General features: G+C 72.9%; 11 protein-coding genes. 6 read left to right on the top strand and 5 right to left on the bottom strand.

Going from position 1 to position 13,180, the window contains the following annotated elements:
• Window positions 1–96: 96 nt before the first annotated feature.
• Window positions 97–1,341 carry a D-arabinono-1,4-lactone oxidase gene (locus ABZT12_RS09450; protein WP_356379964.1) on the bottom strand — a complete coding sequence of 415 codons (1,245 nt, stop codon included), beginning with the start codon at window positions 1,339–1,341 and terminating at the stop codon, window positions 97–99.
• A gap of 197 nt (window positions 1,342–1,538) precedes the next feature.
• Between ABZT12_RS09450 and ABZT12_RS09445 the strand changes: the two genes are divergently transcribed.
• The gene (locus tag ABZT12_RS09445; RefSeq protein WP_356379961.1) at window positions 1,539–2,858 is read left to right on the top strand and encodes a radical SAM protein; all 1,320 of its coding nucleotides are present in this window, start codon (window positions 1,539–1,541) and stop codon (window positions 2,856–2,858) included.
• A 242-nt stretch (window positions 2,859–3,100) separates the two neighbouring features.
• Window positions 3,101–4,600 (top strand): cellulose-binding domain-containing protein, encoded by a 1,500-nt coding sequence (locus ABZT12_RS09440; protein WP_356379958.1) that lies wholly within the window; start codon window positions 3,101–3,103, stop codon window positions 4,598–4,600.
• 99 nt (window positions 4,601–4,699) lie between these two features.
• Here the strand turns inward: ABZT12_RS09440 and ABZT12_RS09435 are convergent, their stop codons facing one another.
• From ABZT12_RS09435 to ABZT12_RS09425, 3 genes are all read right to left on the bottom strand, one after another.
• Window positions 4,700–5,821, bottom strand: a complete 1,122-nt coding sequence (locus ABZT12_RS09435) for a glycosyl hydrolase 53 family protein (RefSeq protein ID WP_356379955.1) — start codon at window positions 5,819–5,821, stop codon at window positions 4,700–4,702.
• A 342-nt stretch (window positions 5,822–6,163) separates the two neighbouring features.
• Complete coding sequence (locus tag ABZT12_RS09430) at window positions 6,164–6,547, bottom strand: hypothetical protein (protein WP_356379952.1); 384 nt, start codon at window positions 6,545–6,547, stop codon at window positions 6,164–6,166.
• Window positions 6,548–6,824: 277 nt separating this feature from the next.
• Window positions 6,825–7,043: a hypothetical protein gene (locus ABZT12_RS09425; protein WP_356379950.1), complete on the bottom strand. Its 219-nt coding sequence runs from the start codon at window positions 7,041–7,043 to the stop codon at window positions 6,825–6,827.
• Between the two features lie 487 nt (window positions 7,044–7,530).
• Here ABZT12_RS09425 and rsgA point away from each other — a divergent pair, with 487 nt between their 5' ends.
• The 3 genes from rsgA to ABZT12_RS09410 all read left to right on the top strand — a co-directional run bounded on the left by rsgA (window position 7,531) and on the right by ABZT12_RS09410 (window position 10,724).
• Window positions 7,531–8,682, top strand: a complete 1,152-nt coding sequence (gene rsgA / locus ABZT12_RS09420) for a ribosome small subunit-dependent GTPase A (RefSeq protein ID WP_356379947.1) — start codon at window positions 7,531–7,533, stop codon at window positions 8,680–8,682.
• 72 nt (window positions 8,683–8,754) lie between these two features.
• A complete protein-coding gene (locus tag ABZT12_RS09415; RefSeq protein WP_356379944.1) occupies window positions 8,755–10,191 on the top strand; it encodes an AlkA N-terminal domain-containing protein in 1,437 nt (478 codons plus the stop codon).
• Complete coding sequence (locus ABZT12_RS09410) at window positions 10,188–10,724, top strand: methylated-DNA--[protein]-cysteine S-methyltransferase (RefSeq protein WP_356379941.1); 537 nt, start codon at window positions 10,188–10,190, stop codon at window positions 10,722–10,724. The genes ABZT12_RS09415 and ABZT12_RS09410 overlap by 4 nt, the downstream gene beginning before the upstream one ends.
• A gap of 84 nt (window positions 10,725–10,808) precedes the next feature.
• Here the strand turns inward: ABZT12_RS09410 and ABZT12_RS09405 are convergent, their stop codons facing one another.
• Window positions 10,809–11,291: a DUF456 domain-containing protein gene (locus ABZT12_RS09405; protein ID WP_356379938.1), complete on the bottom strand. Its 483-nt coding sequence runs from the start codon at window positions 11,289–11,291 to the stop codon at window positions 10,809–10,811.
• Window positions 11,292–11,601: 310 nt separating this feature from the next.
• Here ABZT12_RS09405 and ABZT12_RS09400 point away from each other — a divergent pair, with 310 nt between their 5' ends.
• Entirely contained in the window at window positions 11,602–13,173 is a 1,572-nt protein-coding gene (locus ABZT12_RS09400; RefSeq protein ID WP_356379935.1) for a protein phosphatase 2C domain-containing protein, read from the top strand.
• Window positions 13,174–13,180 lie beyond the last annotated feature (7 nt).

The raw sequence follows: 13,180 nt of genomic DNA, 5'->3' as shown, positions 1-13,180 counted from the left end.
GCACCGGCGCGCCGCAAGGCTATGGGCTGCGAGCGAGGTTCGACAAGGGGTTAGGAAAGGGGCTGGAGGAAGTCGGGGGCCCGGCCGGGCGCCCGGTCAGCCGCCCAGGACGTCCCGCACGAAGACGTTGGTGAACACCCCCTCGGGGTCGAGGCTCCGGGCCAGCGCCGCGAAGTCGCCGAGCCGCGGATAGCGCTCGCGCAGCACCGGCGCCGGCGTGGTGAACACCTTGCCCCAGTGCGGTCGCGCGCCGAGGGGGTCCAGCGCCTCCTCGACCCGCCGCACCACCGGCAGCACCGCCGCGGTGTCCTCGACCCAGGTGAAGTGCAGCGCCACCGTGTCCCGCCCGTAGGCGGGGCTCAGCCACTGCGCGTCGGCGGCGACCGTCCGCACCTCGCAGGTCTGCAGCACGGCGGCGACCGTGTCCCGTACGGCGTCGATCGCGTGCAGCGCCTCGACCGCGGCCGACCGCGGCAGCAGGTACTCCGACTGAAGCTCCGCGCCGCTGCTCGGCGTGAACTCGGCGCGGAAGTGCGGCAGCCGCTCGTGCCACGGCCCCGGCACCCCGAACTGCTCGGTGCAGTTGACCGCGGGCATGCCCGGCACCGGGTGCATGGCCTCGGTCGCGGGCGCCGCCCACGGGACGTCGTGCCGCGGCTGGTCGGTGCGCCGCTTGAGCCACACCTGCCGGAAGCCCGGCCGCCGCCAGTCGGTGAAGAGACTCACGCTGTACGCCGACGCCGCCACCGTCTCGAAGTCCAGCCCGGCGAGCGGGAGTTCGGTGAAGACGTGCTGCTCGACCTGGAAGGCCGGCTCCAGGTCAAGGGTGAGCGAGACGACGACACCGAGCGCGCCGAGGGAGGTCACGGCACCGTCGAAGCGCTCGTCGCCCCGGGCGATCGTGACGGTCGAACCGTCCGCCGTGACGATCTCGACCTCGCGCACGACGGAGGCCAGCGAGCCGTTGGCGACCCCCGAGCCGTGGGTGCCGGTCGCCACCGAGCCGGCCACCGAGATGTGCGGCAGCGAGGCCATGTTGGAGAGGGCGAGCCCGTGCCCGTGCACGCGCCGGGCCAGCTCCGCGTACCGGACGCCGCCGGAGACCCGTACCGTACGGGCCTGCGTGTCCACGTCGCACACCGGCGGCAGGTCGGCGATCGACAGCAGGGTGCCGTCGGGTCCCGGCTCGGCTATCTCGTTGAAGGAGTGGCCGCTGCCCAGCACCCGCACCCGCCCGCTCCCGGCCACGAGGGACCTGAGCGCGTCGAGCGTGCGGGGACGGTGGAGTTCCTTCGCCGCGTAGGTGATGTTGCCGGCCCAGTTGGTGACCGTCCGCGTCATCCCTGCCGTCCCTCCGGGTACATACGTGTTCGCGTGAGTTTTAGCCGCTGCCGCAGCATAGGTGGGCCGCATCGGTGACGCGCACCCGCCACCTCCGTCCCCGCCGGGGGGACCCGGCACCGGTGCCGGAGCGGCGGGGGCATACCGTGAGGAGTCGTACGCCTGAGCAGGGCGCCTGAGCCGGGAGGAGAGACGGGATGGGCAGCCGTACCGCACTCGTCGAGGATCTGCTGGAGCGCTTCCCGCACGTACCGCGGGAAGCCGTCTTCAAGGAGGACCTGCTGCGCGGGGGTGTCGCCTTCGACCCGTCCGCGCTCAGCGACAACGAGGACGGCGAGGTGAAGCCGAAGTCGTACTTCATCTTCTCCTTCGACCACGGCACCCTGCCGGAGCTGGGCGAGGCCGCGCTCAGGCGACCGCCCGAGGAGATCATCCTGACCGGCGGCCCGTACGACCTGCGGCGGACCGTCGTCTCCGTGCGGGTGAACCCGGCCTCGCCGTACCGGGTCGCCGCCGACGAGGACGGCGTGCTCGGGCTCTACCTCGACGGCCGGCGGATCTCTGACGTCGGCGTGCCGCCGATGCCGGAGTACTACCGGCACAAGCTCGCCAACGGCAAGTCCGTCATGGAGGTCGCCCCGACCATCCAGTGGGGCTACCTGATCTACCTGACCGTCTTCCGGGTCTGCCAGTACTTCGGCGCCAAGGAGGAGTGCCAGTACTGCGACATCAACCACAACTGGCGCCAGCACAAGGCCGCCGGCCGGCCGTACACGGGTGTCAAGGACGTCGAGGAGGTCCTCGAAGCCCTGGAGATCATCGACCGCTACGACACCGCGAAGGCGTCCACCGCCTACACCCTCACCGGCGGCGCGATCACCAGGACGGTCGCCGGGCGCGACGAGGCCGACTTCTACGGCCACTACGCCAAGGCCATCGAGGAGCGGTTCCCCGGACGCTGGATCGGCAAGGTCGTCGCCCAGGCGCTGCCCCGCGACGACGTGCAGCGCTTCAAGGACTACGGCGTGCAGATCTACCACCCCAACTTCGAGGTGTGGGACCGCCGGCTGTTCGAGCTGTACTGCCCCGGCAAGGAGCGCTACGTCGGCCGCGACGAGTGGCACAAGCGGATCCTCGACTCGGCGGAGGTGTTCGGCGCGCGCAACGTGATCCCCAACTTCGTGGCGGGCGTGGAGATGGCCGAGCCGTTCGGCTTCACCACGGTCGACGAGGCGATCGCGTCGACGACCGAGGGGCTGCGCTTCTTCATGTCGCACGGCATCACGCCCCGCTTCACCACCTGGTGCCCGGAGCCGACCACCCCGCTCGGCAAGGCCAACCCGCACGGTGCGCCGCTGGAGTACCACATCCGGCTGCTGGAGGCCTACCGTGCCACGATGGACGACTTCGGACTGTCGTCGCCTCCCGGCTACGGTCCGCCCGGTCCCGGCCAGGCGGTCTTCTCCGTCAGCTCCTTCATGGACAGCCTGCCCGCCCGCGACCCCTCGGCGCCGTGACGAGCGGTAAAGTGAACGGCTCGGTAACGGTCGGGCACAACTCCCGTGCCGGGTGAGTCGGGTGCGGTCCCGGCCCGTACAACTTCACAGTGAGCGACTGACGGTGCACCGTATTTGAATACGCGGCTTGTCAGTTGTGAGGGAAGCGTGAAAAGCTCTGCCCCTGTCACGAGGCAGCCCCCCTCCCAATTCGCTCTCAGGTGCTGCGAGTTGGCCGTCATTCGTGGATACGCTGGAGACCGATGCCCGACCTGCCGACCCCCCAGGACGCCGCCGAGGCCGCGCTGTTCGCCGAGTGCTGGGACGCGGTGCTCTCCTACGCCGACCTCTGCACGGCCGGTGCCGCCGCCGCCACCGACCTGGCCACGGAGGCGTTCGCCCTCGGCATCCGCGAGGCCCGTTCCCTCGGCTCCGGCCCGTCCCGCACCGCCGCCGGCCGGCGGGCGCCCCGGCTGCCCGTCATCCCGCTGCTGCTGACCGCCGTACGGACCACGGCGGCGGCCTGGGAGACCGACGGCCGGGGGCACCGGCTCGATCCGGACCTGCGGCTCTGGCTCAACTCGGAGAAAGCGGCCCGTTTCACCGGCCCGCCGCTCCAGCGCCCGATCGCCCTGCGGGGCCTGCGGGACCTCCAGGAACCGGACGCCGCGCTGCTGTGGCTGGCCGAGGTGGAGGCGCTGCCGCTGCCCGTGGTGGCCCGCCGGCTCGGCCTCGACCCGGCCACCGTCTCGGGTGAACTCGCCCAGGTGCGGGGGCTGTTCAGGGACCGCTGCCATCGCAGCCACCTCGACACCCCGATGGACGCGCAGTGCCGTAGCTATGCCCGGCTGCTGGACGCGGTGACCCGCTCGCCCGCCGCCGACACCCCCGAGGACCTCTCCCGGCACCTCGCCACCTGTGTGCAGTGCGCGGAGGCCGCCGCGTGCCTGCGACTACAGGGCGGCGGACTGCCCGCCGCGCTGGCCGGCGGAGTGATCGGCTGGGGCGGCCTCGCCTATCTGGAGCGCCGCCGCCGGGCCGCCGAGGTGCGCCTCGGCGCGGGCCGCCCCGCCAGCGCCGACACCGAGAGCGGGGAGCCGAAGGAGGGGACCGGCAAGGCGCGGGTGGTACGGAACGGGCTGCTCGCCGCCGCCGTGCTCCTCTCGCTGGTCGCGCTGGGGGTGTCGATGATGCCGATCGGCGACTCCCGGAACGACACCTCCGCCACCGACGACGCCGACCGGCAGCCGGTCGCCGAACCCGACCTGTCCGCCTCCACCGGGGCCCCGCCGCCGTCGACGGTGTCCGCGTCCACCGCGCGGCCCTCGGCGACCGGTACCGCCGACTCCGCCGGACCGAAGAACTCCGACCCGGAACCGCAGGGCACCTCCTCGTCGACGGCGAGCACGAACACGGGCACGCGGTCCGGCTCGACCCGCAGCGAGGCGGGGACGTGCGAGGTCCAGTACGACCTCGTCAACCAGTGGACCGACGGCTTCCAGGCGAGCGTCACCGTCACGACCACGCAGGCGCTGGCCGGCTGGCGGGTCGCCTGGTCCTACCACGACGGTCAGGAGGTCACCCAGATGTGGGACGCGAGCGTCTCCCAGGAGGGCTCCCGGGTCACCGCCGAGGCCGCCGACTACAACCGCACCGTCGGCGCGAACGGCACGCTCACCTTCGGCTTCCTCGGCTCCTGGAACGGCAAGAACTCCCCGCCGTACGCCTTCACGCTCAACGGTGACACCTGCGCCAAGTCCTGACGCACGGACCGGCGTTGCCCGGGCGGCGCCCGCTGCCCGCGACAACACCGGTCCGCTCGGCGTTGGTCGGCAGTCCCCTGCCGGGTCACGCGTGGGTCACTACGGGGTCCACTTGATGGAGGGGTTCACCTGGCCGGTCCAGTTGAACGTGGCCATGTTGTCCCAACCGTCGCCGCTGCTCGCGATGTTGGCGGGATCCCAGCCGTTGCCGGTCACCGCGTACCAGGTCGGCTCCCAGTAGAAGACGCCGATCGCGCCCGCCGAGCGGGCGGTGTTCTGCACGGCGGTGAAGTTGTCGGCCTGCCCCTGCCAGCTCAGTGGATAGCCCGTGCAGCCCGTGGTCACGGAGTTGCCGGTGCTGTCCGCGTTGGCCGTGGTGAAGGGGTAGGCCGTCTCGGCGATGATGACGTCTTTGCCGTAGCGGGACTTCACGTCCGACACCACGCTGCCCATGTTGGCCAGCGTGCCGTGCCACATGCAGTAGTAGGACAGCCCGGTGATGTCCCAGCTGACGCCCTGTGCCTTGATGCCGTCGTAGAACCAGCGCGCGTTCGCGTCACTGTCCGCGTCGGCGGTGTGGATGATCACCTTGGTGCCGCTGTTGCACGCCTTGGTCGCGTTGTAGCCCGACTTGAGCAGCAGACCGACGTTGGTGAAGTCGTTGTTGACCACCTTGCCGTCGTTCCACAGCATGCCGACGTTGATCTCGTTGCCGATCTGCACGCTGTCCGGTGTGGTGCCCTGCGCCTTCAGGCTGTTGCACACGTCGTACGTGTAGTTGTAGACGTCGGTCTGCAACTGGCTGATGCCGTGGCTCGCCCACGCCGCGGGCTTGTACTGCTTGCCCGGATCGGCCCAGGTGTCGGAGTAGTGGAAGTCGACGAGGAGTTTGAGCCCCTTCGCCTTCACCGTCTTCGCGTACGCCAGGACTTTGGCCTCGTTGTTGTAGCCGCTGGCCGGGTTGTTCCAGACGCGCAGGCGGACGTAGTTGACGCCGTCGGCCTTGAGTATGTCCAGCGGGTCCTTGGCGGTGCCGCTCGCGTCGTAGTACTTGGCGCCCAGGTCGAGGGCGCGCTGCGCGGTCGAGACGTCGGCGCCGAGCATGCTGAGCGAGTTCGCCGCGGTGGCGGTGGTGGGTGTGGTGAGCAGGGACGCCGGCAGGGCGACGGCCGCCAGGAGCAACGCGGCCTTCACCGTACGGCGCGGGCGGTACACGGTCATCCCGACCTCCTTTGATCGAGACGGGGCGCGGGTCGAAGCCGATGTGACGGCTCTGACATGCGCATGCGGGTCCGTGAACGTTCACAGTAGGAGAGGTGTCGGGAGCTGTAAATACATGTGTCGCCGGTATTTCGCGCAGCTCTGGAGGGTGCGGAGCATGCGCTGAATTTGGGAACGTACACAATGTGGCGCCGAGTGACGCGTCACCGGCGGGTCGGTCGACGCGGCGAGCGCTGTGACCTGGGGGCCTTGCGGGGCGGTGGTCCGGCGAGTCCGTGCTCTCGTGCGGTGGGGGCCGCTGCCCGGGCGGCAGCGACCCCCACTGACACGGTGCCGGGTTGATCAGACGTTGGCGCAGATCGCGTACACGCTGATGCCGACGCTGGAGTAGCCGTCCTGTCGGCCGAGGCCGATCCAGCCGTTGCCGCTGGGGGTGGGGAAGCTGCCGACCAGTACCGCGCCGTTGCCCTGGGCTTCGGCGCCGCCGCCGATGACCCGCTTGCCCGACGGGCAGTAGAGGGTCCGGCGCTGGAAGTTGGGCACGTTGGCGTTGGGGAGTTGGACGATCTGGTAGCCGTCCACGGACGCGGCCCTCACGGGCGCCTCGGCCGCGACGGTCTGACGGGCGGCACTCTCGCCGGTGGTGGTCGCCTGGGCGGCCCAGCCCGCTCCGGACACCAGGGCCAGAGCCAGGGCGCCCACACCGATCGTCTGCTTGCCTCGCATGTATATGTCCTTTCGTCCCGAAGGCTCCGGAGAAGCGGAGTCCCGATGAGGGACATCGTCACCGCTCCGGTCGGCGAAAGGTAAGGAAATCCCCCTAAACGCCACGGAGGTGTGGAGGCGGGGCATAGAGGGCGCTCGTGGGGGTGCTCACGGTCTTTGGGGGGTGCCCACGGCGGTCAGGGGCAGACGGGCGGGCCCGGACTGTCGTCCGGGCCCGCCCGTACGGTCTGACGGCTGGGGCTGCGGGAGGAGCCGTGCGGTTCCCGGCCCCCGCCCGCTATCCGTAGAACGAGTGGCGGTGCTTCGAGGCGTCGCCGACCCAGTGGATCTGCGTGCAGCGCTCACCCCAGAAGGCGCGGCCGTCGGCCGCGCCCGCGAACTGGCCGCAGCTCTTCACGTCGCCCTCGTTGTGGTTGTCGGCGAGAGCCGAGCCCGCGCCGCCCAGGATCGCGGTGACGGCAAGGACGCCGATGGCAAGGGTCGTACGTACACGCATGGTTGCTCCCGAAGAAGAGGTGGGGGACACATGGGCGGAGGTCGGGCCGCGCGATCGCGCGCCGTCGCCGCCCTTGCACTCATCGTCATGGCGTGGCGCGTCACCAGCCAGCGTTGATCCCCCGAACGTGGCCCCCGGCGGAACGCCCGCTCTCGAACGGCCTCCGCGAGACTGTCGCGGCGCGGCGCGGCGCGGCGCCCTCGGCCGCGGGCGGGGTGCGCGGAGTCCCGGCCGCCTTCCGCGCCGTAATTCGATGGCGCCGCGGCTTGGACTTCCCTAAGGTCGGTGCTGTTCGAGCGGCGACCGCGTGTCGCCGCGGGTGACCTGGCTCGTGCTGAGGGAGGTGTGACCGATGGCTGTCTCTGTGATGGGCGCTGCCCGCATCCGGAAGTTCATCAAGTCCACTCCCGTGGCCTCCGGCTGACCTCTCCCTTCCTCCCGCGCCTGTGAGCGCGGTGCCGGGGCCACCCTTGTGAAGGGTCACCCCTTGTCTTTCTCCTCCCTCCCGGGTTCCTCTCCGTCTTCCTCTTCCGCCTCCGCTCTCTCCTCCGCTTTCTCCTCCGCGCATCCGCTGCGGCCGTACGGCTGGGACGCGGAGTGGGAGGCCGAGTTCGCCCCGTTCGCCGAACGGGGTCTGCTGCCCGGCCGTGTCCTGCGGGTCGACCGCGGCCTGTGCGATGTCGTCACCCCGGCCGGAACCGTCCGCGCCGACACCGAGTTCGTCGTTCCCCGTGACCCCATGAAGGTCGTCTGCACGGGGGACTGGGCCGCCGTCGACCCCGAAGGCGGCAACCCGCGCTATGTGCGGACGCTGCTGCCGCGCCGCACCGCGTTCGTCCGCTCCACCTCCTCCAAGCGGTCCGAGGGGCAGATCCTCGCGGCCAACGTCGACCACGCGATCGTCGCGGTCTCCCTCGCGGCCGAGCTCGACCTCGGCCGGATCGAGCGGTTCCTCGCGCTCGCCTGGGAGTCCGGGGCCCAGCCCCTGGTCGTACTGACCAAGGCCGACCTCGTACCGGAGGCGGTGACCGTGTCCCATCTCGTCCAGGACGTCGAGACCGCGGCACCGGGCGTGCCGGTGCTGGGGGTCAGTGCCGCCACTGGGGAGGGGGTCGACGTGCTCGCCGCGATCGCCTCCGGCGGAACGTCCGTCCTGCTCGGCCAGTCCGGCGCGGGCAAGTCCACACTCGCCAACGCCCTGCTCGGCGAGGACGTGATGGACGTACGGGCCACCCGGGACGTCGACGGCAAGGGCCGGCACACCACCACCACCCGCAACCTGCTCGTCCTGCCCGGCGGTGGCGTGCTCATCGACACCCCCGGGCTGCGGGGCGTCGGACTCTGGGACGCGGGGACCGGCGTCGGACAGGTCTTCGCCGAGATCGAGGAACTCGCGGGCGGCTGCCGCTTCCACGACTGCGCCCACACCGCGGAGCCGGGCTGCGCGGTGCTCGCCGCCGTCGACACGGGCACGCTGCCCGAGCGACGGCTCGACAGTTACCGCAAGCTCATGCGCGAGAACCAGTGGATCGTCGCCAAGACCGACGCCCGGCTGCGGGCGGAGCTGCGCCGGGACTGGAAGCGGAAGGGGGCGGAGGGCAGGGCGGCGATGGAGGCCAAGCGGGGACGCCAGGTCTAGGCCGCCCTCGCGGAGGGCGTCGCGTCCGATTTCCGCCAGCCCCGGCCTCGGGGATGGCGGAGACTGGACGGCGTGAAGGACGACGACAGCAGGTACGAGGCCGTGCGCAGCCGGGACGCCCGGTTCGACGGTGAGTTCTTCTTCGCGGTCACCACGACCGGGATCTACTGCCGGCCGAGCTGCCCGGCGGTGACGCCGAAGCGGTGCAACGTGCGGTTCTTCGTGACGGCCGCCGCCGCGCAGGGCGCCGGGTTCCGGGCCTGCCGGCGGTGCCGTCCGGACGCCGTGCCGGGCTCCGCGGAGTGGAACGTCCGGGCCGACGTCGTGGGCCGCGCCGTGCGGCTGATCGGCGACGGCGTGGTCGACCGCGAGGGCGTCGCCGGGCTCGCCGTACGGCTGGGGTACAGCGCGCGGCAGATCCAGCGGCAGCTCACCGCCGAACTGGGCGCCGGCCCCGTCGCGCTCGCCCGGACCCAACGGGCGCACACCGCGCGCGTCCTCGTGCAGACCACCGGACTGCCGATCACGCAGATCGCGTTCACCGCCGGGTTCGCCAGCGTGCGCCAGTTCAACGACACGATCCGGGCCGTCTACGCGTCGACGCCGAGCCGACTGCGTGCGGCCGTCCCGCAGGGCCGGCCCCGGGGCGCGGATCCGGCCACCGGCATCCCGCTGCGGCTCGCCCACCGTGGCCCGTACCCGTCCGCCCCCGTCCTCGACCAACTCGCCCGCGAGGCCGTCCCCGGCGTGGAGGAGGTCACCGGCGCCCCCGGCCGCCGCACCTACCGGCGCACCCTGCGGCTGCCCCACGGCACCGGGATCGTCGCCGTCGATGAACGCCCGGGAACCGCGAAGGCCGGACCGGGCGCGCACCCCGGGGGCTGGCTGGACGCCCGGCTGGAGCTGACGGACCTCCGCGACCTGACCACCGCCGTGCAGCGGCTGCGGCGGCTCTTCGATCTCGACGCCGACCCGTACGCCGTCGACGAGCGGCTCGGCGCCGACCCCCGGCTGGCGCCCCTGGTCGCCGCCCGCCCCGGCCTGCGCTCACCGGGAGCCGCGGACCCGGAGGAGCTGGCGGTGCGCGCCCTGGCGGACCGGACCGAAGTTCGGGAGCGCGCTGTCGGCCTTGCGGCGCCGAGGGTCCGGGAGAGGCTCGTCCAGCGGTACGGCAAGACGCTCGACGCCCCCTCCGGCACGCTCACCCATCTGTTCCCCGAACCGGCCGTCCTCGCGGAGGCCGAACCCGAGGGCCCGCTCGGCGCGCTCACCGCGGCCCTCGCCGACGGCACCCTCCGGCTGGACGCCGGCGCCGACCGCGACGAAGCCGAGCGCACCCTGCTCGCGCTGCCCGGCATGGACGCGGCCACGGTCGCCGTCATCCGCACCCGGGCCCTCGGCGACCCCGACGTCGCGCCGCCCGCCGCGCAGGCCCCGGCCGCGTGGCGCCCGTGGCGTTCTTATGCCCTGCAACACCTGCGCACAGCAGCCGAGTTGGAGTACCCATGACCATCCCGACGCCTCTCTCCACCACCCTCCCCGTGACCCCTGTGACGTACTGGACCGCCTACGACAGCCCCGTCGGCCGGCTGCTCCTCACCGCCGCCCCGGCCGGCGAACTGACCTCGCTCTCCGTGCCCGGGCAGAAGGGCGGCCGGAGCGTCCAGGAGGACTGGCGGCAGGACGCGGGCCCCTTCCGACCCGTGACGGAACAGCTCGACGGCTACTTCGCCGGTGAACTGAAGGAGTTCAGCCTGGAGTCGCGGACCTACGGCACCGACTTCCGCGAGCGGGTGTGGCAGGCTCTCGACTCCGTTCCCTACGGCGCGACCACCACGTACGGCGAGATCGCGGCGCGGATCGGCGCGCCCCGGGCGGCCGTTCGGGCTGTGGGCGGGGCGATCGGCGCCAACCCCCTGCTGATCGTGCGTCCTTGCCACCGGGTGATCGGCGCCAACGGGACAATGACCGGTTACGCGGGCGGACTTGAGCGCAAGGTGCGGTTGCTGCGGCTCGAAGGAGCTGTGTCGGTGGAGGAGTAGCCGCCCGCGCACGGCCCGGGCCGCTGGGCTACGCGCCGGGCCGCCGCGCTCCACCGGCGGACGGGCGAACCGGGGCCGGCCGGGTCAGCCCCAGAACACCGCGCCCACCCAGGCGCCCATGATCAGCAGGCAGGTGAACAGTTCGGCCAGCACGCTGGAACCGCCCGCCCGCAGCACCGTACGCAGCGAGGCCATCGCCTCGCCGTGGCCGCCCAGCCGCAGCCGTTCGTGGAGGTAGATCCCGGCCATGAAACCGGGGACCGCGCCGAACACCGGCACCAGGACGAAGCCGAGCAACGCGCCCGCGCCGGCGTACACCCCCATCCGGGGGGTCGCGCCGCTCGCGCGCAGCCGGCGCGGGGGGAGCACCCAGCGCACCACCTGGGAGAGGAACAGCACGACGGTGGCGCCCACGAGGACACCCCAGGCGACGGGCCGGGGGTCCTTCAGCGCCCACCACAGAACCGCGGCCCACACGAGCCACGACCCCGGCACCCCGGGCACGAGGACTCCGCACAGCCCCAGCGCGATGACCACGCCGACCAGCAGGAGTTCATCCGCTCCCATCCGTCCAGCCTGCCCGAGCCCGGGCGGACCCGCAGGTCAGGCGTGAGCCATCGGGCTCCGCCGGGGTTCGCGGCCCCGGCTCACAGCCGACGGCAAGGATGACGGGCCACACTCGGACCGGTCGCCGTACGGCCCCCGGTCGCCGCCGGGCGGTCCTCCCGTGGGGGGTGGGACCGTCCGGCGGCTCCGGCGGCTCCGGCGCGTACGGGTGGTCCCCGCGTCCTGCCGCACGCCGTTCGAGAAGGGGCGGGCAGCGGTTTATTTCCGAGGCCCCGTTTTCATCCGGTCCTCGCGGTGGACAATGAGCGGCATGAGCCAGCAGGGGGGAAGGGCCACCGGTCACGAGGACGACTGGTGGGGACAGCTGTACGACGACTCCACCGAGGACACCGGGCCCGCGGGCGCGGTCGACTCCCTGGACGACCGGTTCGCGTCGGCGTCGGGAGCGGTCGACGCAGGCACCGGCCCGGAGGACGCGTCGGTGGCGGCTGCCTCCGGCGGCGGTGGCCCAGCGCCGCACGGTGCTGGCCCGTCGCCGCGCGGTGATGGCCGACTGCCGTCCTACGGTGGCGAGTTGGGCTCGCTGCCCGACGACGGCAGAAGCGATCCGTCCGGTCGCGGTGCCGACGCCCACGCGGTCGCGCAGCCCGCCCTCCCTCCCGCCCCTCCTCTTCCCCCGCCGGCCCGGGAGAGCGCCCGCGCGGAGGCACGCCCCGCCCCGCCGACGTACCCCCCGTCCACCCTCCCCGCCGCCGTGCCCGCGGCCCCTGCCACCTCGCGCCCCCTTCCGCCTCCCGTCCCGGCCCGCCCCCTCGACCGGTCGCCGTACCCGCCGCCCCCGTCCCCTTTCGCGCCCGCTCCTGGACCGCCCCGGCCCGCCACTCCCCAGGCCGCACCCCGCGTCGAGGAGCCTCCCCCCGCGCCTGGCTACGTGGGCTCAGGGCCGCCCACCTACGACGCCGAACCCACCGCCCTGCCTCCCGCCGACCCGGACAGGCTGGCGGATCTGGTCGCGGACACGGTGCTGGACGGGGCCCAGTACGGGCCGTGCACGATCAGGGCCGTCTCCGTGCGGGGAGACTCGGCGAGGTTCCGCGGGGAGCCTCGGCGCGACGCGTTGCTGACCGCCCGGTTCGGGGTCGGGGATCAGGCCCTGGTGCTGGTGGCGATGGCAACCGGGGCCCGCGCCACACCGGGGGCCCATCGGGCCGCCGCCGAGGCCTGCCGGTGGATCGGACGGGCCGTGGGGCGCAGCCATGTCCGGCTCGCGGAGGACATCCGGGGCGCCCGGCGGGGCGAGCTGAAGTCGGGGCTGCACCGGCTCACCGACCGAAGTCTCGGGAAGCTCCGTGCCAGCGCCGCCGAGCAGGGCGTCGACCCCGAGGAGTACGCGGCCTCGCTGCGCTGTCTGCTCCTTCCGGCCGACCCGCAGTGCCGTACGCGCGTCTTCTTCGGGGTGGGCGACGGCGGACTGTTCCGGCTGCGCGACGGCGAGTGGCAGGACATCGAACCGTCCGTCGCCGACGCGGCCGGCGCCTCCGTCGTCGGCTTCGGCTCGACGCCGGCCGAGACCTCGCGGGGCGACCGGCTCACCATGGATTTGGGCATCCCGACGCCTCCGAGCCCGTACGACCCGGTCCCCGAGCCGCCCCGCGAGCCGTTCCGTTTCCGGGCCTCCGTCGCCCGCCCGGGCGACACGCTCCTGATGTGCACCGGCGGCCTCGCCGATCCCCTGCGCGGTGAGCCCGGCCTCACCGACCATCTCTCCGCCCGCTGGTCCGGCGCCGTCCCGCCCGGCCTCGCCGCCTTCCTCGCCGACACCCAGGTACGGGTGAAGGGGTACGCCGACGACCGCACGGCGGCGGCCGTTTGGGAGGCGTAACGGCGGG

The sequence above is a fragment of the Streptomyces sp. NPDC005423 genome (genome assembly GCF_040606415.1).
Classification (GTDB): domain Bacteria; phylum Actinomycetota; class Actinomycetes; order Streptomycetales; family Streptomycetaceae; genus Streptomyces.
The sequence above is the reverse complement of the archived record's forward strand: the minus strand, read 5'-3'. Positions and strand labels throughout refer to the sequence as shown.

Bases quoted from the DNA above. Each gene is read 5' to 3' on its own strand.
- ABZT12_RS09440 (WP_356379958.1), top strand. From the start codon at position 3,101: ATGCCCGACCTGCCGACCCCCCAGGACGCCGCCGAGGCCGCGCTGTTC.
- ABZT12_RS09435 (WP_356379955.1), bottom strand. From the start codon at position 5,821: ATGACCGTGTACCGCCCGCGCCGTACGGTGAAGGCCGCGTTGCTCCTG.
- ABZT12_RS09450 (WP_356379964.1), bottom strand. From the start codon at position 1,341: ATGACGCGGACGGTCACCAACTGGGCCGGCAACATCACCTACGCGGCG.
- ABZT12_RS09405 (WP_356379938.1), bottom strand. From the start codon at position 11,291: ATGGGAGCGGATGAACTCCTGCTGGTCGGCGTGGTCATCGCGCTGGGG.
- ABZT12_RS09445 (WP_356379961.1), top strand. From the start codon at position 1,539: ATGGGCAGCCGTACCGCACTCGTCGAGGATCTGCTGGAGCGCTTCCCG.
- ABZT12_RS09400 (WP_356379935.1), top strand. From the start codon at position 11,602: ATGAGCCAGCAGGGGGGAAGGGCCACCGGTCACGAGGACGACTGGTGG.
- ABZT12_RS09410 (WP_356379941.1), top strand. From the start codon at position 10,188: ATGACCATCCCGACGCCTCTCTCCACCACCCTCCCCGTGACCCCTGTG.
- ABZT12_RS09425 (WP_356379950.1), bottom strand. From the start codon at position 7,043: ATGCGTGTACGTACGACCCTTGCCATCGGCGTCCTTGCCGTCACCGCG.
- ABZT12_RS09430 (WP_356379952.1), bottom strand. From the start codon at position 6,547: ATGCGAGGCAAGCAGACGATCGGTGTGGGCGCCCTGGCTCTGGCCCTG.